The following is a 21,149-nucleotide window of genomic DNA, read 5'->3' on the forward strand; positions in this document are numbered from 1 at the left end:
TGCAGAGGCGAGCGATCCGAATCTTCAGCTTGCGCCGGAGCGAGCCCCAGTACACTCCCCCATCAGTGCTGCTCCAACTAGAGTGTTTCGAGAGTATTTACTCGCCGCTCTAGCCTTTCGGTAGCTAGAAGCTGACAGGGAAGAAGAGCCCTGCCACCGCAATTCCGACGACAATTGCACTCAGGATGACCCCGGCTCGAAGCTCTCGCCTCACGCACATCCCGAGGCTCAACATTGCTAGACCTCCGCAGATGATCAGCCCCATGGGGATAATTCCCCCTCCAAGGCTGTTGAGCCATCCCACCAAACCTGCAGGAGGAAACCGCACACACATGATGGCCAAGGCTAGGGACACTGGAATATAAGCAATCCAGTTTTTTCCTGCTTCCCGCTCACTGAGTCGGTGGGTCGCCTGTGCATCCATCCATCGCTCCACGTGGCGAGAATAACACTCACCCCTCGCTTACGTTACGTAAATCAAAAAGTCATCAGCCGACTTCGAGACCCAGCGACGCAAAACAATGCGCGGCAGCCGATAGGCCCAGTGAAACGATGCCCTTTGTTAGGCGAATTTTCCGCACCGCCCGCGGCAAGATCGTGTGGGGACAGTTAACTCTCCATCTTGCATCGCTGGCTAGCGCGTCGACCAGGCGTCGATTCACGCCACCACGCTGCGGGCGGTCACCTGGCGGACAATCGCCGCACACCACTCACGCGGCGCTCGACCTCGAAAAGAAGCCCCACAACACCACCTGTAATGCTTTACAGCTATACAGCCAACGAACTCCCAGGCAGGAACGTTGCGTCGAGCGCACGCGGACGAGTCCCCTTCGCCACTTAAGCTCGAGAGGCTCCTTCATTATGCCCCAGTCTCCAACTCGCCAGCATCTTAAGCGCCACCCTTCTCCGCTGCACAAAGCGCGCAATCGTGCGGCAGAAGCTCGCCAACTTCCGCACGCCCCAGTGCGCTTTAGGCCACCAGAAGACGGCGGTCCACCAGCTCGTGCCCCACCTTTTCCCCGGCACGGTACACGTAAGCAAGTTCGATGCAGTGCACTGCACACCTAGACAACACCCGCCACTTTCGTATGAGAATAGTGGCGTGGGTAAGAAAAGAATCATTCAAGGTCGAGAAGTGAGCGATGCCCAAGTGCAGGCCTGGGCCGAAGAAGCCGAGGCTGGATACGACGTTGAAGAACTCGCCCGTCGTTGGGGCCGCCCACCACGCGCCGAGAAAGCCTCCAAAGTCATCCCCACACGCTTTTCTGACGATGAATTAGCCAGCCTCATGGAACGCGCCGAGCGCGAAGGGATCGACCGTTCCACGGCAATCCGCGCCGCCGTCAGGCAGTGGGCCGCCGCGTAATGCCTGCTCCCTCCGTTCCGCGCGTCGGCGGGGTTCTTACTGCCGGGCTGATAACTCTGACACTCGGGTTCTTGCTTATTGAGGGCGGCGTAGAAATCGGCGCGGTGACTATCCCTCACAATCCGCTGTGCGGTTGGTCTGCTGTCGCCGCAGGGGTGCTGTTCATACTCGCTGCCGCACTGATCTACGTGCGGGGCAGAAAGAAGTAGTGCCCTGAGCTGCGAAGCAGGGGCGCCAGGGTTACCGAAAAGCTTAGTTTTACGACAGGTGCGAGTACGCGCCGCGCACTTTCGACAATCACCAGCTCGTGAGCACGATTAGCGCTCTTTTCGCTCTTCTTGTCCTCTTTGGCCAGTCGAGAAAGCGGCGGGACCCTCCCTACCCCACACTTACTTAGAAGCTCGCCTGTGCGTGAGAGCGATGAAGCGCGTCACGATGAGGGCACCGAGGGCGATGGCAGCCGTCGACACCCAGACCGCCGCGCGAAGCCCGGCGCTATCCACGATGAGGCCACCAATGATCGCGCCCCCACCGATCGAGATGTTGAATGCCGCGCTATTGAGGGCGGTGCCCGCCTCGACCCGGTCTCCCGCCTCAGCGTTGACGAGCGACTGAATCGACACCGAGGCCATGCCGCCAAAAAAGCCCCACACAGCGATGATGAGAAGAGCATTGACGGGGGCGGACATCACGGTCGCGACGAGCGTGAGCGAAAGCGCCGTACCCACCGCAAGGACAAGAACCGCCACGGCAGGCGAGCGCTTGATGAGCGGGCCCGCGGCGAAGTTCCCGATGAGGCCGAGCGCCCCGTAAAGCAGCAGGTACATGCTGATCTTTTCGAGATCGACGTGGGCAAAGTCTTGAAGGATCGGGCTCACGTAGCTGTACGAGACGAACTGGCCCGTCACGATAATGAGCGTCAGCACAAATGCGTAGCGCACGCCGCGGATCTTTACAGCGCCGAGGGTCGAGCGCACGGTTTCCACCGCGGCCGACTGCACGGGCCGGACCATGGCGACCATCATGAGGCCCACGACGAGTGCGAGAATACCCGTGGCAGCGAACGCTCCGCGCCATCCGAGCACCGTTCCGAGCCACGTCGCAAGAGGCAGACCAAGCACGAGCGCGCTCCCGTTCCCGGCAAACGCAATGGTCAACGTAGTCGTGCGGTCCTCTTTTTTCACCTGGCCAACCGCAACGAGCGGAAGCACGGGCCAGTTCATCCCGATGGCAATCCCGGTGAAAATGCGCGAGGCAAGAAAGAGCGGCCACGAGGTGGAAAAGAAGGAGATCGTGCAGCTCACGACCACCGAGAGAAGAGCGAGTAGCAGCACGGTCTTGCGGTTCAAGGAGCGAGTCACGCTCGGCACGAGTAAGGCCACAACGCCCGCGATCACCCCGGGGAGGGTCACCGCGAGTCCGACGGTTCCTCGGCTCACACCGAGGTCGTTGGAGATAAGCGTGAGCACGCCAATGGGGAGCTCTTCGATGGTGATAAGCGTGAAGATCCCGAGAGCTAGCGCGACCACCGCGATCCAATTCGAGCGTTCCGGCTCGCTGTTCGGTGCTGCCTCCGGGAGGGTCGACGGATCGACCTCCGGGTTGATCGCGGGAATCGAGCCTGTCACGGTAGGAGGAACAGCCGACACGGCACACTCCTTCATCGGTATGCGGCAGACACTTCCGGTGCCTGGGCTCACGGATGTTGACCCGCGCAGCGCCCAACACTCTAGAAAAAGACGGGAGACTCCTCCAAGTCCTGGTGGCGGGATTCACCGCGCAGATACCCATAAAATGGGAGCGCTACAAACGCGCACACCGGAAGGTTTTCCTTATGGCCATTGGCTTTGCCGCACTGCTCGACGATATCGCCGCCCTCGCGCGCATGGCCGCGGCCAATGCGGACGATGTTGCCGCCGCATCCATGAAGGTCAGCGCCAAGGCAGCGGGAGTCGTCGTTGACGACGCAGCCGTAGCTCCGCAATACGTGCGCGGCGTCAACCCCAAGCGCGAGCTGCCGATCATTTGGAAAATCACGAAGGGCTCCTTGCTCAACAAGGCCATCATCCTCGTGTTCGCGCTCCTCCTTTCGCAGTTTGCGCCGTGGGTCCTCACGCCGCTTCTCATGCTCGGCGGAACGTACCTATGCTTCGAAGGCGCGCACAAAATTTGGGAGCTCGTGACGGGCGATAAGGCCGCCAAGGACTCAGAACCCTCCGTCGTGAAAGGCGAAGAGGCCGAAAAGAAGGTTGTATCGGGGGCCGTGCGCACCGATTTCATTCTCTCCGCAGAGATTATGGTGATCTCTCTCAACGAGGTCGCTGATCAGCCTCTCGTGGACCGTGCCCTCATCCTCGTCGTCGTCGCGATTGTCATCACTCTCGCCGTTTACGGCGTCGTGGGGCTACTCGTGAAGATGGATGACGTTGGGCTCGCGCTCACGAAACGAGACTCAGGCGCCGCGAAGACGTTCGGCGCGTGGCTTGTGCGGGCTATGCCTGTCGTCATGACCATCATCAGCTATGTCGGCATGTTCGCCATGCTGTGGGTGGGCGGTCACATCATGCTCACGGGCCTCGACGAACTCGGGCTGCACGCACCGTACGCCCTCGTTCACCACCTCGCTGAGGGTGTCGAGGGAATCGCGGGCGTAGGCGGCGTGCTCGCCTGGCTCGTCGATACGCTGTGCGCCCTGGTGTTCGGCCTCGCGTGGGGCGCCGTCGTGGCTGGCGTGTGGGCGCTGACCCCGTGGGGGAAGAAAGCCCACTAGCGCCAGCGAGGCCGGCCGCCTACTTTTCCGTGGGGGTGACTGGCGGTTCAGCCGACCAGGGGAACACGATCCAGTCGGCGGTGTGCTTCCACACGAAGTGCGGCTCGACGACCGACGTCGGCTTCGAGTACAGGACCGCGGAGCGCGCCTCGGCGCCTTGAGCCTCGAGAAGCTCGAGTACGAGCGCGAGGGTGCGGCCGGAATCGGCAACATCGTCGACGACGAGCAGGCGCTTGCCTTCAATAGCCTCGGTGTCAAGGAGCGGCGCGAGAAGGACCGGATCGGGAAGGGTCTCGTGCACGTCGGTGTAAAACTCAACGTTGATGGCATCGGCAAGCTTGAGACCGAGGGCGTACGCGAGGGACCCCGCTGGCAGAAGACCGCCGCGCGCCACCGCAATGATGATTTCGGGCTCGAAATCCGAATCGGCGATGGCCTGGGCAAGCTCGCGACTCGCGGTGCCGAAGGTGTCCCACGTGAGGACCTCCTTGACCTGCAGATCGCTCGAGTCGGCGTGGTAGGCGCCAGTCACGGTGTCCTCATTTCCCCGGTATTCCCGGATTGCACCGACACTTGGCCGGCGGTGTGTTCGCTGTAGTCTCCCCCGTCCGCCCCGCGGGGCCAACCGGTCGTAGCTCCATTCTAGGGGTGAGACTCGCGAAGCTACTACCGAGTGTATAAACTGGCCATACTCTCGCCTGCAGCCGCCGATCCTCACGGTAGGCACCTCACCAGTGACAACAGCAGGAGCCGCGATGCTCGATTATTGTGCGTCTCTCATCGTGCGCGCGCGGCACCTCATCGTCGCCCTTGCGGCATTGTGCGCGGTGTTCTTTGGCGCATTGATTCCCTTCGTCGGCGTGAATGCCGACATGGCGAAGTACCTGCCATCCGCATCACCGATGCGCGCAGGTACCGAAGTCCTCACCGACCAGTTCGATGACCCCGATCTTTCGACGTTTCGAGTCATGGTGGAGGGACTCGCTGACGACTCGGAGCGCACAGAGGCCCTCGCTGCCCTCGAGAAGCTTGAGGGTGCTCACCGCGTCACCTCCTCAACGAATGCCACTGCTGCCGACGGCGACCCAGCCCGATACGTCAACGGTGACCACACACTCTTCGTCGTCTCCTCCGAATCCGACTACGCAGACCCGGCGGCGACCTCCCTTGCCGAGGAACTCTCCGCACTGAGCGAGTCCGGCCTGAACGGGCACCCCCTCACCTTCACGAGCGATAATCCCTCGACGAGCGGCGAGCTTCCCCTGTGGATCGCGGCCATAGCCGTCGCCCTGCTCGCCGCAATCCTCATCGCGATGAGTGCGTCGTGGATCGAGCCCCTGCTCTATCTCGCGACGATCGGCATCGCCGTGCTGCTCAACATGGGATCCAACGTCTTCCTTGGCGAAATCGCCGAAGTGACGTTTTCGATTGCCGCGATCCTCCAGCTCGTCTTGTCGATGGATTACTCGATCATCCTCGCCAATCGGTATCGGCAAGAACGCGCCGCGCAGAAAAGCCGCGGTGTGGACTCCGTACCGGAGGCGAGCGCAATCGCCATGCGCCGAGCCCTGCCCAAGGCCTTCAGCGCAATCGCCTCGGCATCGATCACGACCATCGTCGGCCTCCTCATGCTCATCTTCATGAGCTTCAAGGTTGGCGCCGACCTTGGCATCGTCCTTGCCAAGGGCGTGGCGATCTCGATGCTGACCGTTTTCACGGTCCTCCCCGCGCTCCTTGTCATGTGCGACGCCTTGATCGCGCGCACCCCAAAACCATTCCTCCACCCCCGCCTGGGCGTGCTCGCACGGCTCGAGCACGCTGCACGATGGGTCGTGCTCGCTGTGTTCATCGCCATCCTCGCGGGATCCGCGTTCCTCCAGTCCCGCACGGAGACGGCGTACACTCTCTCGACACCCGACCGGGTCTCCGAGCATTTCGCCCCCGATAACGACATCGTGCTCGTCTACCTCAATTCGAACGCTGAGCACATTCATGAGATTGCCGATGCCGCGAAGCGCGATCCGCACACGATAAGCGTGATGGGCTACCCCACGACCGTCGGGGCACCTCTCACGAAGGGCGAGATGAAAAGCACCCTGGAGGAATTTGGGGGCTCGCACGACTCTGGGGACGCGATGGGGAGCACGGACGGGTCCGACGACTCCTTGGCCCTCAACGACACGGCCCTTTCGATGGTGTATTTCGCCTACCACGACGGTCAGGCGGGAACGATGACGCTACGAGAATTCATGGCTGCCGCTCGCGAGGCTGAAAACCTCAGTCAGCGGGGCGAACTCGCCTCTTTCACCTCGGGCAGCATCGGCCGGTTTGAAGGAGTCGACGCTCTCGAGCACGCACTCGAGTCAGGTCAGGTCCCCGGTGACGTTCGGGGCCGTGAGTTCACCCCGGGGCAGCTAGCGTCGGCCCTGAACAGCATGAAGGAGCGCGAGAGCGACGGCGGCCACTCAGGCGACACGAGCGACGCGGCTCCTCTCAACGAGGAGGATCTCACTCAGCTCTTCATGCTGCACCGCGCGCTTCATGAATCGGATCCGTCCTGGACGATGTCGATCGATGACCTCGTGCACTTCCTGCTCGAGGAGTCCGGGCAGGGCGGGCGATTTGAGGGGCAACTGAGCACTGAACAGGTCTCCCAACTCGAGAACGCTGCCGCAGAGATCGGCGACGTTCGCACGCGGTTCGTGGGAACCGAGTTCTCGCGCTTGATTATCCGTACTGACTACCCGAAGGAAAGCCCGGAAACTCTCGCGTTCGTCGAGAATCTCGTCGATCTCGCAAACGCTAAGATTCCCGGTGAGCATTTCTTCGTGGGCGACTCCGTGATGGTGTACGAAATGCGCGAGGGATTCGGCGCGGAAAATGTGAAGATCGCGCTTTTCACTGCGGCCGCAATTTTCATCATTGTGGCGCTCACATTCCGTTCGATCGCAGTGCCGGCGATTCTTGTGTTGCTTGTGCAGGTGGGCGTTTTTCTCACCGTGAGCACCGTCGGGCTCCAGGGATACAGCATGTATTACCTCGCGATGCTCATCGTGCAGTGCATTTTGATGGGTGCCACGATCGATTACGCGATCGTCCTCACGACGTATTACCGGGAGGCGCGGCAGAAGCACGGGGTGCGAGATTCGCTTGCGCGCGCCTATGACGGTTCGATTCACACGATCCTCACCTCGGGCCTCATCATGGTGCTGGTGACCGGCGCGATCGGTTTTCTGTTCTCAAATCCGACGGTTGCCCAGATCTGTCGAACCATCGCGATCGGGGCGTTGGCGGCGATCATCCTGATCGTGGGAGTTCTGCCTGCGCTGCTCGCCGTTCTCGACCGGGTGGTGGCTCCGAAAGACGCGGCATCACGCGCATAGGGACACGGCAGCGAAAGGGCACGACGCCGTTCGATGCGGCCTAGAATTGCCCTATGGTCATGCATGAGGTAAAGGTTCTCGTCCCCGAAGATCGGCTCGCCGATTTCTACACGCGTTTTGGCACGTGGCTCGCGGGGAGCGACCCGGCCCGGCCCAAGGCGAACAACGACGCGCGCGAGAGGCCCGCGACCGAAGGCGGTGCCCTTGCGGAAACTCGCCCCGCCGCACGCGCGCCTCAAAGTCCAGGCGGCGAGCGCGCCGTGAACCGAAGCAGGGATGAGGCGAAACAGGCGTCGGACCGCACACCCCCTGTGCCGGAAAACCCGCGCCGCAGCGCGGCTACAGCTGCGCCCACCTCAAGCGATCAGGACCTTCTCGATGGCGCCGTCGAGTGGTGGCGCTCCCTCAAACGCAACGAGCGAGATATTTTTACCCTCTTTATGGACGCTTCTCCGAAGACGCTCGGAGCTTCGGAGATCGTCGCAGCGCTTGGACTCAAGAGTGAACGCGTGATCCCCGGCGTTCTTGCGTGGCCGCGCCGCAAGGCTGCCCGCGCAGGGTTCCCGCTAGCGTGGAAGTTTGAGCACGATGCCGATGGCAAGGCCCACTATGGGCTTCGCAATATGCCCGAAGTGTCGATGAGCGCGACCGAATACGCGACTCTCTTACGCGAGGCGAAGCGCAAGGTCGAGGGCTAGCGACCGCCCCTACCGCGCGACCGCGCGCCACCTCATGATGAAACCATGGGAAAGGATGAGCCCAAAGGTCATTGCCGCGAGGATCAGCAGGGCGGTGGAGAAATCCTGCGCGACGCCGACCACGACAACCGTGTTGGGCCGCGTCGTCAGCTGCACCATCCCCGCAACGGCCCTGAAGAGGTAGATGCCGGGCACAAGTGCAACGATCGCGGCAAATCCGACGCCCGCGAACGATAGACGTTTGCGGTGCGCAACGGCGCTCAGCACAAGTCCCGCGACAATGCACGCCGCGAGGTCGCCGTTGATGACGTTGACGCCGCACACGACCATGAGAATCCAGCGGCCTGCATGGATAATTCCCCCGACGAGGATGGGCCATGCCGCCTGCGTGAGCGGCATGGAGAAATAGACGCTGAACGCCATTGCGGCGAGCGCTGCCGCGAGCGCATCGACCCACAGCGAAGTCGTGCGAGCCCCTGCCGTAACGGGGAGGTCGCTCCCGACCAAGAGAAGGCCCACGACGAGTCCGCCGCTGATCGCCGCGAGAATGATGCCGCCATACACAAGGCGATGCCACCCCACCGTGACGTTCTTGCCTGTGACGTCGAGCGCGCCGTTGATGAGGTGGGGGCCCGGCACGAGGATCATGGCGGGGCACACCGCCACGAGCCGGGCTGCCGACGCGATACCGAGGTGGTCGGCGACTCCGCCCAAGATCCCCGCGAGCATGGCAGCCGCAAGCGCCTGGCCCGGCACGGCAATCCCGTGGGATCCGAGCCAGCGTCTCACAAACCCGCCCACTCCCGCGGCAATCGCCATCAGGACGTAGGACTGGGGGCTCCGCGCCCCGTAGATCAGGGCGAGCCCCCAGGCGCCCGCAATACAGGCGAGGATGAAGAGCCACAAAGGTGCGTGTGCAATCGACGCCGCGTCATCTAGCCGGGAGTTAAGACGCGCGATCTCGCGTTCATCGATGTTCTCGGCGCTCGGCAACGAGTCAATGGCCCGAAGGGTCGCGTTCACGCGCGCCATGTTGATGGCCTCGGGTCGCACGTGCACGGTCGTATGAGCAAGGCCGTCGAGATCGACGAGGACGACGCGGTTCCATTCAACGATGCACCGCACCGGCGAGCCGAGCCGAACGCTCAGGGACTCGACCGCGGAGATTGCCTCCGACGTGAGATGGCCGAACCCCACGAGGGACCCGGCTGTTGTCGCGAGAGCTCGCACTCGCTCGTCTCGCATGGATCCTTCTCTCTCTTTTCTTCGTCTCGTATGTGAGCGGCCCCGCACCCGACACCACCGGGCGTGCGCCCGTTTAACCCTAGCGCTCCCCATAGATGAAGGTTTCTTCATTTTCGCCTCATGGCAGTTTCAAACATTGCCGGCACTGTCATGGGTGACACCACAACTGAGAAGGAGATATCCCGTGACCCTCACAGCCATCGACACTCCCTCGGCTCTCGCCCGAGCAGAATCCAGAGGTCATGGTCGATAGACTGGAAAAATCCACCCAAAAGCAAGGTGAGCGTAACCTTTCAGTTGCACTGCCGGCGCATCATGAGGCGGTCCGCCCCTCCCCCTCGAAGGATTTTCCCCATGTCTCACGACGTCCTCGAACCAAAGCGCCAGTTCCTTGGCCCCGATCGCAATTGGCACCTCGCGTTCGGTGTCCTCACACTCGGCACGCTCATCTTGTGCATCTACTGGGCGCTTGGCTACACCGGCACTGAATCGTGGGGCATCCTCATCACGACCATCGTCGTGGGCCTGTTCATGGCATTCAACATCGGTGGCAACGACGTCGCTAACTCGTTCGGCACGTCCGTGGGCGCGGGCACCCTCAGCATGAAGCAAGCGCTCATGGTGGCCGCAATCTTTGAAGTGAGCGGCGCCGTGATCGCTGGCGGCGATGTGACCGAAACTGTGCGCAGCGGCATCGTTGACCTTGAGGCATTTTCGGTGCAGCCGCTCGACTTTGCGTTCATCATGATGTCATCGCTCCTCGGCGCTGCACTATGGCTACTCGTTGCCACGAAGATGGGCTGGCCCGTCTCCACGACCCACTCAATCGTCGGCGGCATCGTTGGTGCGGCCGTGACGCTCGGACTCGTCACGGGCACCGGTGGTTTCGAGATGGTGCAGTGGGGCGAGATCGGCAAGATCGTGCTTTCGTGGGTTGCTTCCCCGCTCCTCGGCGGAATTGTTGCCTACATTCTGTTCGGGGCGATCAAGCGCTACATCCTCGTGTACAACGATGAGGCCGACGACAAACTCCGCCAGCTCAAGATTGACCGCGCCGCACACCGCGAGAAGCATAAGAAGGCCTTCGAACGCCTCACGGAAATTCAACAGATCGCCTACACGAATGCCATGGCGCGCGATGCCTCAACGATTCAGTCAGACCCCGATTACAACGTTGAGGATCTCGACTCGGATTACTACCGCGAGCTCCACGACATCGAAGAGCGCGCCGAGCACATCAACGCCCACCGCGCACTCGATACATGGGTGCCGCTCCTCGCTGCCGCCGGCTCGATCGTGATCTCCTCAATGCTCCTCTTCAAGGGCCTCAAGAACCTCCACCTCGACATCAACGGTGCGGGCAACATCCTCATCATGGCGATGGTGGGTGCTGCCGTGTGGATGGCCGTGTTCATTTTCGCGAAGACGCTTAAGAATGAGGACCTCTCCCGCTCGACCTTCCTCCTGTTCTCGTGGATGCAGGTGTTTACCGCCTCGGCGTTCGCTTTCAGCCACGGCTCGAATGACATCGCGAACGCAGTCGGTCCGTTCGCCGCGGTCCTTGACGTTCTCAAGACCGGGGCGATCTCCGCTGATGCAACAGTGCCCGCTGCGCTCATGCTAAGCGCCGGCGTAGGCCTCATTTGTGGCCTCTGGTTCATCGGCCGTAACGTCATCAAGACAGTCGGTACGGGTCTCACGAAGATGCACCCCGCTTCAGGTTTCGCCGCCGAGCTGTCCGCTGCGGGCGTGGTCATGGGCGCGTCGATGGTGGGTATCCCGGTCTCGTCGACTCACATCCTGATCGGTGCGATCCTCGGCATTGGCCTCGTCAACAAGGCCGCGAATTGGAACCTCATGAAACCGATTGCCCTCGCCTGGGTCATTACACTTCCGGCGGCGGCTGCCATTGGCGCGGTGGGCATCGTGATCCTGCGGGCTGTTTTCGGCTAAACCCGCTTTTCGAACACGGGGTCGCGGTGCACGATCCCTCCCACGACGAAATCGATATCGCCCACGCGGCTGAATCCGTGCTTGCGGTAGAAACGCTGCGCCCGGATGTTGTGGGCATTGGTATTGAGCCATAGGCCTTCCGCATGGCGCTCGCGTGCGCGCTCTTCGGCTGCGACGAGGAGGCTGGCCCCTGCTTTGGTGCCGTGCACCTTTGGGTCCATGTAGCACTTTGACAGCAGGCCCGCGGGATTGAGCGTGACGCCAAGTCCCGGGGAGGGAGAACCGTCGGCTCCAAAAAGCACGAGCGCGTACCCAAGTATTTCGGGTCCGACGGTTGCCACGAGCACATCGTGCTCTGGGTGGCCGATGTGCGCATCAAAGTGTGTGGGAGAAAGATTCTCCCGGATATAGGTATCGATGTGGGCCCTCTCAAGCGTCGGAGGGCATGCCAAGGGAAAGGTGCGGACTGCAAGTTCGCTAACAGCCAACGTTTCTGAGGGGCGGGCATGTCGAACCGTGAAGAGCATTTCCCCATTGTTCCGCACTCAAAGCTGGGAGACCCGCGCGTGGCGCTCCCAGGGTTCGCGCACCATGTTCAGCGCACAACAAGCAAGCATCCACATACCGGTCAGATTGCGTGGAAGAAACCTCAAGGTTGGCATGGAAGGGTGGATCTCGCTTGGGGCACAAAAGAGCTCCGGGCGCTCCATAAGAGACGCTCACGAGCTTCCCACAGTGTCTCGGAAGTCTTACTAAGACAACGTTCGAGGAAAGGACACCAACCATGAACCTCCGCGATCAGATTGACACTCTCCAGAAGGCCACCGTTATCGACCGCGACGGCAACAAGATCGGCTCGGTCGGCCAGGTCTACCTCCACAACAGCTCCGGCGAGCCCTCGTGGGTCACGGTGAACACGGGCCTCTTCGGCACGAACGAAACCTTCATCCCCCTCGACGAGGCCCAGCTCTCCGGTGACCAGATCACCGTTCCCTACGAGAAGGACTTCGTGAAGGACGCGCCGAACATCAGCGAGGACGGCGAGATCACCCCCGAGCAGGAAAACGAGCTCTACCGCTACTACGGCGTGAAGGACCCGGGCTACGGCACCGAAGCCAACGCCAACACGGGCGAGGCTCGCGACGAGCGCGACCTCAACCAGCAGGGTCTCGCCGATAACGCTGCGGGCAACGAGAGCGCAGCAGGCGTCGGCACCGCCGGCGTTGCCGGCACCGCTGGCGTTGCGGGCGCTGCCGGTGAGCGCGATGCCGCTACCGATGCGAACCGCGAAGGCCACGCCGCTGATGCGGATCGCCGCGAGGCTGCCGACGTCAACGGCGAGCAGAAGATCACCCTCCACGAGGAGCAGGTCAACGTTGGCACCGAGAAGGTCGAGACCGGCCGCGTGCGCCTTCGCAAGCACGTCGTGACCGACACGAAGACCATCGAGGTTCCCGTTGAGCGCGAAGAGTTCGTCGTTGAGCGCCCCCCCGCCAGCGGCACCGCCACCGACGCTCCCCTCGGCGAGGACGAGGTCGAGGTCTCGATCTCCGAAGAGCGCCCCGTCGTGAACAAGGAGACCGTTGCAACTGAGGACGTCCGCGTGGGCACCCGCACCGTGCAGGACACCGAGCGAGTCTCGACCGACGTTGCACACGAAGAGGTTGCCGTGGACGGCGTTGACGCCGAGGGCAACCGCAAGGGCGACACCGTCTGAGAAGCTTTGAAGCACTAAAGCTCGAAGAAGCCCCCCGCCTCCTCGCGTTCGTGCGAGGAGGCGGGGGCTTCACTATTTCCGACGGTTGACTCGCGCTCATGGCTTCCGCGCAGGGGCGAGGTGACTCAGCGAGCCGGTAGGCGTTTTCGTGAGCCTCAGCTGCGCGGCCGCTCGATATGCGGCGCCTTGCTCGCCAAGAATTCGATGTACTTCGGGTGTTCGTCGGCAAAAATCTCCGGGCCCGCACCCATGTATGCGCGCATGAGCTCATCCGCCGCGCGCGGCTCATTGCCGAGCTCAAACTGCGCCTGGCCAAGACGCAAGTGAATGAACGGGTTTCCAATCGCCTCAGGGCAGTGCATGCACGTCGTGAGAGCCGCGTGTGCCGTCTCGTAATCCCCGCGAAGCACGTGCGCATCGCCGATGCTCGCCAGCAGCCACGTCGCTTGCGGCCACTGTGTTTTTGGCTCCGGGAGCATTGTCCAGGCAAGATCGAAAAACTCCACCGCGCCAAGGTAATCCTCAGCATCCATGCGTTCGTTTCCCTTTTCGGCGAGAGCGTCGATGTCTTCTTCCCAACTCATGATTTCCTCTTCCGTGTGGAGTTGCGGGGACAGCGTTACAAAAAAGCCTGGACGTAATTGGGAGTTGGGGAAGCTCCGGCCGAGATCTCGTGGGGCGAGGAAAAGTCGGGGCGTATCGCCCACGTTTGGCGCCTCAGCGAGCCATCGGCCGTCATGCCTTCGTGGCGGAGCCAGCCGCGCATCTTCACGAAGACGCCCTCACTACCAAAGCCTTCTTCACTAGTCGACGCCACAAGATACGCCCCGCTACGCAATGCTCATTCACAAAAGGCCGTTTTAGTATCAAGGCACGGCGTACTCATAAGGCCGATCGGGTGCTGACACAACCAAGAAAGGCATGCCATGACCACGATCAGATACTTCGACAACGACGGGTTTCTGGCACTGTGCGAGCCCTCCACCTACGAGGGATTCATCGGCGCGGACTGGACTCTCGAGCAGATCATCACGCTTTTCAATGAGCGCATGCGCGAAGGGAAACTCGTTGTGGCGTATGTGGGCCAGGATGATGCTTTCGGCCGCTTCAAGCTGCGGGAGACCGCCAGCAAGCGGCCCGCAGTGTGGGAGCACACCATGCCACTCAAGGTGGAGCAGGGCCCGGTGTCATTCGTGACCTATGGCGGCCTCTCGATGGTGGCACAGTTCAACGACGAACGACTCGACACGCAGACTCGCGACCTCGAGCCGTTGACCGAGCTGGCGCCAGGCAACTACACCGTCACGATTCGACGGCTGTCTAAGCGGAGGTCCACCATTTGGAGCAAATTCGGCCCTCTTGCCTACCCGCTACATGAACTCGTGGTCACTCCGGGGCGTATGGCGGAACCCCCGGCCTACTTCCCCGGCGCCAAGCAGCTGGTACCGGGCCTCGAATGAGGATGGCTTCTGTGGCCACGTTCCACGGGTCCACGTCTTCAAAATCAATGTGCTAGAAATCTTTCACATTGCGCGTGGCGCAGGTTGCCCCGCGTGCCCGACACATCGCGGCGATCTGGGCGCCTGCGGTGCTGATCGGCGCTCCGGCTGCCTCACGCAACGTCAGCCTCCGGATCCTCACGGCTCTCTTGGGGATCGTCGGGAAAGACGACGGCAAGGTGGAGCAACGCCTGTTCGGCCCCAAGGCCGGAGCTATGCCATACAGAGAAGCGATCGGCCCATAGATCGCTTTGCGCGATCGTTGGAACTCAGCGCTCAACCGGCTGACGAGCACGACTCACCGTATCGGCAAACGATAGCTTGGCGACAGTGCCATCGTCGCGCTCGGCCTCCGAAAATAAGAAAGAACCGTCGGATAGCGACCGTCGGACAATGGTTGACGCTGCCCAAGAACTGGCGAAACTCGCATAACCGCAAGGATTCCTGGTCGCCTGGCTTTTATTTGAGACGAACCGACCCCGCTAGGGCACTGATACGGTGAGGGCGTGATAACGTCCGAGTTCCGACAGTTGGTAAGTGCTGCATCTGACCATGCCCAACGGGGCAACGATGGTGGCGACCACACGGTGGCCGCTGCCCTTCTCACGAAGTCTGGCCGAACAGTGCTCGGGCTCAACGCATTCCATTTTCTAGGCGGACCGTGTGGCGAGATTTCGGCTCTCGCTAATCACGCCGCCGAATGTTCCGACGACCCCGTTGTCGCCGTCGCCGCTGTCTACGGGCCAACCGGGCAGGTCATTTCCCCGTGTGGGAAGTGCCGACAGGTGCTTTTTGACCGCGATCCCGCGATCCAGTGCGTGGTTCGAGGGTCCAACGGACTTGAGGCCGCGAGTGTTGCCGAGCTGCTCCCCTACGCCTATGACTGGCGTGCCATGGAACGCCCGCAAAAGCTCTACATGTGGGAAGGCTACGAGCGCACGATTAGGGAGGGAGATAAGCGGCAGACCATCCGAGTCGACGACCCGTTCCGGCCAGGCCCCGCGCAGCTCGTTTTCGAAAAAGAGAGCGGTGAGGTCACGACGATCGATGCCTCCGTGACCTCCGTGAAGCCCACTCGCCGCAACGACCTCACCGAGGAGCATGCAAAGCGTGACGGTTTTGCGTCCCTAACGGAGTTGCACGAAGCTCTCGATAAGCATTACCCGGGCCTCGCAATGGACGACAGTGTCGACATCGTGACCTTTGACTTGAACTGAGCGGCCCTGCTGAGCCCTCCGCAAAAGATACTTGATAACGCTTCTCATGTAGGGTGTGGGCATGGCCTCCCCTAGCGACATCTGGTCCGCGTGCGACTACGCCCCGACTGCTGCACGCCTGCGCCCAGTCTCCACACTCGTTGCCGCCGAACTGTCTCGCCGCACGCCCAGTCCCGCAACTGTCGTCGACATCGGTTCCGGGCATGGCGAAGGTGTCGCGGAGCTCCTCAGCCGCGGCTACTCCGTGACCGCCATCGAGCCGACCGCACGGATCCGCACGATCGGGCAGCGGCTCGCACCCGAGGCGACGTGGATTGACGCCTTCGGCGAAGCCACGGGCCTAGAGAAGGGATCCGTCGATGCGGTCACAAGCACCTTTGGGACAATGTTTTGCGACCCCGCGAAAGGGCCGGCGGAATGGGCTCGCATCCTTCGCCCCGACGGCACGCTCATGATGACCGCGTGGAACCAAGAGGGCTTTCTCGCGACGATGACCGACGCGATGAACGATGCCATTGCTCCCGATCGGTCAACACAGATCCCGCCACACATGGCCTGGGGCATCGACGATGCGGCGCACGAGCGTTTGTCGCCGTGGTTCGACCACATCAGCATCGAACACCTCGACCTGGAGTGGTCATTCGAAAGCGTCGAAGAGGGTATGCAGCTTTACCGAGAAGGAAGCCCGACGCACGCGTGGATGGCCGACAATGCCGGTGCCCGCCGAGAGGCTCTTTGGACCGCGCTGCGCGATCACCTCGAGGCCCACGCCGATGATTCCGGGCGGATCGACTCCACGACCGGTTACGCACTTGTCACTGCTCAGCGTCGACGTGACACGGCCCGATAACGACCGAGGCATTAAAGCAGAATCCCACGGCGCACCGTTGGACATTTACCTACCTGCGATTAACAGGCAGGAACAACGACACACGCGTACGATGCGGACTATGCGTGACGCAACCTTTGCTATCCGCCAGATAACTTTCGACTGCGACGATCCCTCTAAGCTCGCTGAATTCTGGGCGTCCGCCACAGGATGCGCTATCGCCGCCGACTACGGAGACTTCGTTTTGCTCGACTGCACTCCGGCACTAGGCTTTCAGCGCGTTGAAGATCCCACTCCCGGTAAAAACCGCGTGCATCTCGACGGCGGCGGGGTTGAACGCGAAGCTTTAGTAAAGCGCCTCAAGAAGCTAGGCGCCACCGAACTCGGCAGTCATGAAGCACCGGGACTCGTGTGGACCGTTATGCAGGATCCGGAAGGCAACGAGTTCTGCGTGGGCGGCCCTACTCCTGGTTAGACCCCGATCGGAACTGTTCAGCATCTCCTTTTTTCAGACCGCAGTCCACTGCGTGCATACCGAGCTTGGGGTCCGCATTTCACCGCCTTGAGCTGTCGGATTCGAACGGCCCAAGGGGCTGCACCGGCTAGTTCACAGTCGGTGTTTGCGAGCAAGCGGAAGAACAACCGGCCCGCGCGGATCCTCGAGGTCCACGCGGCATTTGATTCGGTAGGTCTTCTCCACATTCTCCTCAGTGATCACCTCGGCAGGAGATCCCGCGGCAACCAATCGCCCTTGGTTCAGCATAAGCACGTGATCGGCATAGGCAGCTGCCTGGGGCAGATCGTGCAGAACGGCCATGACCGTACGACCTTCATCGACCAGGTCGGAGCATAGATCGAGAAGTAAGTACTGCGCCGAGAGATCCAGAAATGTGGTCGGCTCATCCAGCAGGATGACCGGGGTGTCCTGGGCAAGGACCATCGCCAACCAAACACGCTGCCGCTGGCCACCAGACAGCTCGTGCACGTGCCTGCCGACGAGGTCGGCAACTCCGGCGCGTTCAACCGCCCGGTTGATGGCCTCTTGGTCACCGGGGGCACTGCTCCTGAGAAACGAGTGGTAGGGGTGGCGGCCACGCGCCACGAGTTCCCCCACGCGCAGACCTCGTGGGGCCACGGTGGTCTGCGGCAGAAGGCTGCAGGTGCGGGCCAGCTGTCGACGCCCCATGCGGGAAACATCGTGGCCGAGCACCGTAACACTGCCCTCGTCGGCCGGCCGCACCTGGGCCACAGCGCGCAACAAGGTCGACTTGCCACACCCGTTAGGGCCGATGACGACGCTGAAGCTTCCCTTCGGCACCGTGGCACTAAGGCGATCGACAGCGGTCAGGCCACCGAAGCGAATGGTGAGCTCGTTCATGTCGATTGCCGAACTGGTCATAGTGTGCCCTCCCGGATTTGTGAGATGAGAACCGCGCCAAGGAAAAGCCCGCCGATCAGGGCTGTGAGTACACCCACGGGAAGCCCGGCCAGGAATGCCACGTGTCGAACGGCGAGATCAGCCAGGCACACCGTCGTCGCGCCAACTAACGCAGCGGATCCCATCGCCGGCCGCCCGGTCAATCCACGAGCCAAATGAGGGGCAGTGAGCGCCACGAAGGCGAGCGGGCCTGCTGCTGCCACCGCGCCCACAGTCAGCAGAATTCCCACTAATAGCGCGAAAGAACGCGTCTTGGCCGGGCGCGATCCGAGACCGTGAGCCGCATCGTCGCCAAGGCTGATGAGATCGAGATCAACACGTAGCCCCAGCGCCACCGGTCCCAGTAGTAGGAGCACCGACCAGACGACCAGAGCATCACCCCAGGTTCGCGCGGTCAGCGACCCCGTGAGTGCAGCCGCGAGAGCCATGGCCTCGGACTGGCGCGAGAAAACCAAGACAAACTGCGTCAACGCGGTGGAGGCCGCTGCAATACCGATCCCTGCGACGATCACCGCGCCGGGATTACGGAAGCCTGTTGTCGTGGCCCACGGGATGATGAGGCCGGCCGCAAGGGCACCACCCAGCGCGCCAAGACTGGTCGGAACATTGAGCGCACTCGCCACCGCCATCCCAGCTCCAGCTGCGGTGGTAATCCCAATGACATCGGGAGTGACGAGTGGATTCGCAGTAGCGCGCTGAAATAATGCTCCTGCCAGTCCCAGCGCCGCACCCGCCCCGACCGCCACGGCAAGGCGCGGCCCGCGCAGTGTCGTCAGAGCGAGGCTCCCGCGTCCGGTGAGGAGATCGAGCAAAGCTTGCGGTTGACGTGTAATGGGAGTGCCGAGCCTGCCAACGGCCAGCGTCCACGCGCAGGATGCCACTAGAGCCACCACCAGAATCACCACCGCGAGGACATGCCGGGTACGGCTGCGCTGGGCGAGACGGGCGGCGCGGTCCTGATTCGCGGCGAGGGAGGTAGGGGCCGCGTTCACAGCACGCCTCGTGAGCGGCGGACTACTGCGAGCAGCAAAGGCGCACCCAAGAGTGCGGTCACGACTCCAACAGGTACCTCAGCAGGACGCAGGACCAGGCGTCCAATCACATCAGCCAGCAGCATGAGTACCGGCCCAATCAGACAACACAACCCGATGAGCGCACGCGCCGAGCCTTGAGCGAATCGTCGGGCCAAGTGCGGTGCAGCGAGACCGACGAAGACGATAGGGCCAGTAATCGCTGTCGCGGCCGCGGTCATCAGAGCCACCGCAGTAAGAGTGAGAGCGCGCACACGTGCGGGATGGTGTCCCAGGCCCGCGGCAACTTCGTCGCCAAGAGCCACGGCATCCAGCCCACGTCCCACGGCGAAGAGCCCCGCGCCCGCGACTGCGATCACCACCACGGGCCACCAATCGAGGAAGTCGCCTACCGCCAGCGATCCCGCTGACCAATAGCGCAACGCGTCAAAGGCTGCCTTGTGGCGTAGGCTCACGGCCTGCGAGTAGGCAACGGCGACGGCTGTCGTCACGGCCCCGGCGAGTACCAACCTGGTGGCATCGGTGCCACGCCCGAAACTGCCAAGTACCATCACTGCAACCGTGGCCGCCGCTGCTCCGGCGAAGGCTCCCCCGACGAGCTGGAGGCCAGCGAGCCCGGGGATCGACGTGACGGTAACGATTCCAGCTGCTGCACCACTTGTCAGCCCCAGAACCCCCGGATCCCCGAGGGGATTACGAGTGACTGTCTGGATCGCGGCGCCAGAACTGGCGAGGGCAGCGCCCGCAACCAGCCCGCACAAGGTGCGTGGGACACGTGCTGCCAGCACCTCCCGCACGTGGGGATCGCCGCCACTGTGGATGGCTTCCGCCAGGTCACGGAGTCCGATGGCTTTACTGCCCAGAGCAAGACTGAGCACACAGGTGATACCGAGCACCATCGCCACGAGAGCGGTGGCGACCAGAGTACGTCGACGAGCCAGCAAGAGTTAGTCCGTCACCTTCGCGACGGCCTGGTCGATGAGATCAGTGAGACGTGGAAGGCTCCACGGCACGGTGAGCGGGTTGATCATGCTGATCGCTGTGACGAGCTGCGGGTCAGTCGGGGCCACCACGCTGTCACGCTTGATGGCAGGGATGGACGAGTAGAGCCGCTGCGAGGTGGCCTGTTTCTTGGTCGCGGCATCCAGATGAAAGGTGAAGATGAGGTCAGAATCCTTGAGCTTATCGGCATTCTCGAGGCTGATGAGCGCCCAATCGGACCCATCGTTGGCCGTGATGGTATCGACAATTGGGTCGACCGTCAGGCCGAGCATGCTGATCAAGGCCACGCGTTGTTCCGTGGGACGAAAAATGCCAAGCGTTCCCTGGCCTTCAGTGTAGATGTAACTGAAGGTCGTGCCTTCCCAATGTGGGTGCTGAGCAGCAGTGTCGGCGAGGGTTTTCTTGAGGTCGCTAATGACTCTGTCGCCGTCGCTGGGGCGCCCCAGCGCCTTGGCCACCATGCGGATCTCGCCGTCCCAAGTAGTGGTCCAGGCGGATTTCTCGTAGGCGACAGTCGGGCAGAACGCGGTCAGTTGGTCATACTGTTTCTGGGTGAGCCCTGACCATGGAGCGAGGATCAGGTCGGGCTCGAGCTCCGCAATGGCCTCGACGTCGAGTTGCTCACCGCCGGCGAATAGAGCTGGAAGGGGCCGTCCCGCCTTCTCGAAGGCTTCTCGGTTCCAGGGTAGATGTCCATCCTTGTCAGCTCCCCAGGCATAGGTTTCAACGCCAACCGGGTAGACCCCCATACTGATGAGGGCCTCAGTGGCGCCCTGCCCGATGGTGACAATTCGCTGAGGCGCCTGCTTGATGGTCGTGGATCCCAAGGCATGGCGAATCACAACGGGGAAACTGCCCGCCGACGCGGTTTCGGTGGACGTTGACCCAGCACTCGAACGGTTACTGCCGCAACCGGTGACGGCAGACAGCGAGAAGGCTCCGGCCAGGGCGAGCAGCCCGCGACGAGGCATGCTGAGACGCTGATCTGAGGGGTACATTTC

At 62.2% G+C, this 21,149-nt stretch carries 19 protein-coding genes; 10 read left to right on the forward strand and 9 right to left on the reverse strand.

The features are described from left to right. Nucleotides 1-1,102 precede the first annotated feature (1,102 nt). Complete coding sequence (locus NBW56_RS07725; protein ID WP_250258733.1) at nt 1,103-1,366, forward strand: ribbon-helix-helix protein, CopG family; 264 nt, start codon at nt 1,103-1,105, stop codon at nt 1,364-1,366. A gap of 389 nt (nt 1,367-1,755) precedes the next feature. Here NBW56_RS07725 and NBW56_RS07730 read toward each other — a convergent pair whose 3' ends face one another. Next, nucleotides 1,756-3,015 carry an MFS transporter gene (locus NBW56_RS07730; RefSeq protein ID WP_250258734.1) on the reverse strand — a complete coding sequence of 420 codons (1,260 nt, stop codon included), beginning with the start codon at nt 3,013-3,015 and terminating at the stop codon, nt 1,756-1,758. 185 nt (nt 3,016-3,200) lie between these two features. Between NBW56_RS07730 and NBW56_RS07735 the strand changes: the two genes are divergently transcribed. Further along, a complete protein-coding gene (locus NBW56_RS07735) occupies nt 3,201-4,136 on the forward strand; it encodes a DUF808 domain-containing protein (RefSeq protein ID WP_074297386.1) in 936 nt (311 codons plus the stop codon). A 19-nt stretch (nt 4,137-4,155) separates the two neighbouring features. On the opposite strand, the gene NBW56_RS07740 is transcribed toward NBW56_RS07735, so the two are convergent. Beyond that, on the reverse strand, nt 4,156-4,668 hold the full coding sequence (locus NBW56_RS07740; RefSeq protein WP_065247483.1) for a phosphoribosyltransferase: 513 nt from the start codon (nt 4,666-4,668) through the stop codon (nt 4,156-4,158). Nucleotides 4,669-4,891: 223 nt separating this feature from the next. Between NBW56_RS07740 and NBW56_RS07745 the strand changes: the two genes are divergently transcribed. Both NBW56_RS07745 and NBW56_RS07750 read left to right on the forward strand, forming a co-directional pair. After that, the gene (locus tag NBW56_RS07745; protein ID WP_250258735.1) at nt 4,892-7,519 is read left to right on the forward strand and encodes an MMPL family transporter; all 2,628 of its coding nucleotides are present in this window, start codon (nt 4,892-4,894) and stop codon (nt 7,517-7,519) included. A 53-nt stretch (nt 7,520-7,572) separates the two neighbouring features. Then, nucleotides 7,573-8,217: a hypothetical protein gene (locus NBW56_RS07750; RefSeq protein ID WP_250258736.1), complete on the forward strand. Its 645-nt coding sequence runs from the start codon at nt 7,573-7,575 to the stop codon at nt 8,215-8,217. A 9-nt stretch (nt 8,218-8,226) separates the two neighbouring features. Here NBW56_RS07750 and NBW56_RS07755 read toward each other — a convergent pair whose 3' ends face one another. Then, nucleotides 8,227-9,462, reverse strand: a complete 1,236-nt coding sequence (locus tag NBW56_RS07755) for a threonine/serine exporter family protein (RefSeq protein ID WP_250258737.1) — start codon at nt 9,460-9,462, stop codon at nt 8,227-8,229. A gap of 354 nt (nt 9,463-9,816) precedes the next feature. On the opposite strand from NBW56_RS07755, the gene NBW56_RS07760 reads away from it, so the two are divergent. Next, nucleotides 9,817-11,415: an inorganic phosphate transporter gene (locus NBW56_RS07760; RefSeq protein WP_250258738.1), complete on the forward strand. Its 1,599-nt coding sequence runs from the start codon at nt 9,817-9,819 to the stop codon at nt 11,413-11,415. Here NBW56_RS07760 and NBW56_RS07765 read toward each other — a convergent pair. Then, complete coding sequence (locus tag NBW56_RS07765; protein WP_250258739.1) at nt 11,412-11,942, reverse strand: GNAT family N-acetyltransferase; 531 nt, start codon at nt 11,940-11,942, stop codon at nt 11,412-11,414. The genes NBW56_RS07760 and NBW56_RS07765 overlap by 4 nt on opposite strands. A 257-nt stretch (nt 11,943-12,199) precedes the next feature. On the opposite strand from NBW56_RS07765, the gene NBW56_RS07770 reads away from it, so the two are divergent. After that, complete coding sequence (locus NBW56_RS07770) at nt 12,200-13,132, forward strand: DUF2382 domain-containing protein (RefSeq protein ID WP_250258740.1); 933 nt, start codon at nt 12,200-12,202, stop codon at nt 13,130-13,132. A 155-nt stretch (nt 13,133-13,287) separates the two neighbouring features. On the opposite strand, the gene NBW56_RS07775 is transcribed toward NBW56_RS07770, so the two are convergent. Continuing rightward, a complete protein-coding gene (locus tag NBW56_RS07775) occupies nt 13,288-13,716 on the reverse strand; it encodes a tetratricopeptide repeat protein (protein WP_250258741.1) in 429 nt (142 codons plus the stop codon). Between the two features lie 342 nt (nt 13,717-14,058). Between NBW56_RS07775 and NBW56_RS07780 the strand changes: the two genes are divergently transcribed. The 4 genes from NBW56_RS07780 to NBW56_RS07795 all read left to right on the forward strand — a co-directional run bounded on the left by NBW56_RS07780 (nt 14,059) and on the right by NBW56_RS07795 (nt 17,152). Continuing rightward, on the forward strand, nt 14,059-14,592 hold the full coding sequence (locus NBW56_RS07780; protein ID WP_250258742.1) for a hypothetical protein: 534 nt from the start codon (nt 14,059-14,061) through the stop codon (nt 14,590-14,592). Nucleotides 14,593-15,137: 545 nt separating this feature from the next. Continuing rightward, on the forward strand, nt 15,138-15,848 hold the full coding sequence (locus NBW56_RS07785; protein WP_250258743.1) for an ASCH domain-containing protein: 711 nt from the start codon (nt 15,138-15,140) through the stop codon (nt 15,846-15,848). 61 nt (nt 15,849-15,909) lie between these two features. Next, nucleotides 15,910-16,698, forward strand: coding sequence for a class I SAM-dependent methyltransferase (locus NBW56_RS07790; protein ID WP_250258744.1), 789 nt, complete (start codon nt 15,910-15,912; stop codon nt 16,696-16,698). A gap of 100 nt (nt 16,699-16,798) precedes the next feature. Continuing rightward, nucleotides 16,799-17,152, forward strand: coding sequence for a VOC family protein (locus tag NBW56_RS07795; RefSeq protein ID WP_250258745.1), 354 nt, complete (start codon nt 16,799-16,801; stop codon nt 17,150-17,152). Nucleotides 17,153-17,284: 132 nt separating this feature from the next. On the opposite strand, the gene NBW56_RS07800 is transcribed toward NBW56_RS07795, so the two are convergent. From NBW56_RS07800 to NBW56_RS07815, 4 genes are read right to left on the reverse strand one after another with little or no spacing between them, the layout of a single operon-like run. Beyond that, the gene (locus NBW56_RS07800; RefSeq protein ID WP_250258746.1) at nt 17,285-18,076 is read right to left on the reverse strand and encodes an ABC transporter ATP-binding protein; all 792 of its coding nucleotides are present in this window, start codon (nt 18,074-18,076) and stop codon (nt 17,285-17,287) included. Beyond that, the gene (locus tag NBW56_RS07805; RefSeq protein ID WP_250258747.1) at nt 18,073-19,107 is read right to left on the reverse strand and encodes a FecCD family ABC transporter permease; all 1,035 of its coding nucleotides are present in this window, start codon (nt 19,105-19,107) and stop codon (nt 18,073-18,075) included. Before NBW56_RS07805 ends, NBW56_RS07800 begins: the two co-directional genes overlap by 4 nt. Further along, nucleotides 19,104-20,090 carry a FecCD family ABC transporter permease gene (locus tag NBW56_RS07810; protein ID WP_250258748.1) on the reverse strand — a complete coding sequence of 329 codons (987 nt, stop codon included), beginning with the start codon at nt 20,088-20,090 and terminating at the stop codon, nt 19,104-19,106. Before NBW56_RS07810 ends, NBW56_RS07805 begins: the two co-directional genes overlap by 4 nt. Before the next feature lie 3 nt (nt 20,091-20,093). Further along, nucleotides 20,094-21,146 carry an iron-siderophore ABC transporter substrate-binding protein gene (locus NBW56_RS07815; RefSeq protein ID WP_250258749.1) on the reverse strand — a complete coding sequence of 351 codons (1,053 nt, stop codon included), beginning with the start codon at nt 21,144-21,146 and terminating at the stop codon, nt 20,094-20,096. Between the last annotated feature and the right edge of the window lie 3 nt (nt 21,147-21,149).

Source organism: Dermabacter sp. Marseille-Q3180 (genome assembly GCF_940792985.1).
Lineage (GTDB): Bacteria > Actinomycetota > Actinomycetes > Actinomycetales > Dermabacteraceae > Dermabacter > Dermabacter vaginalis.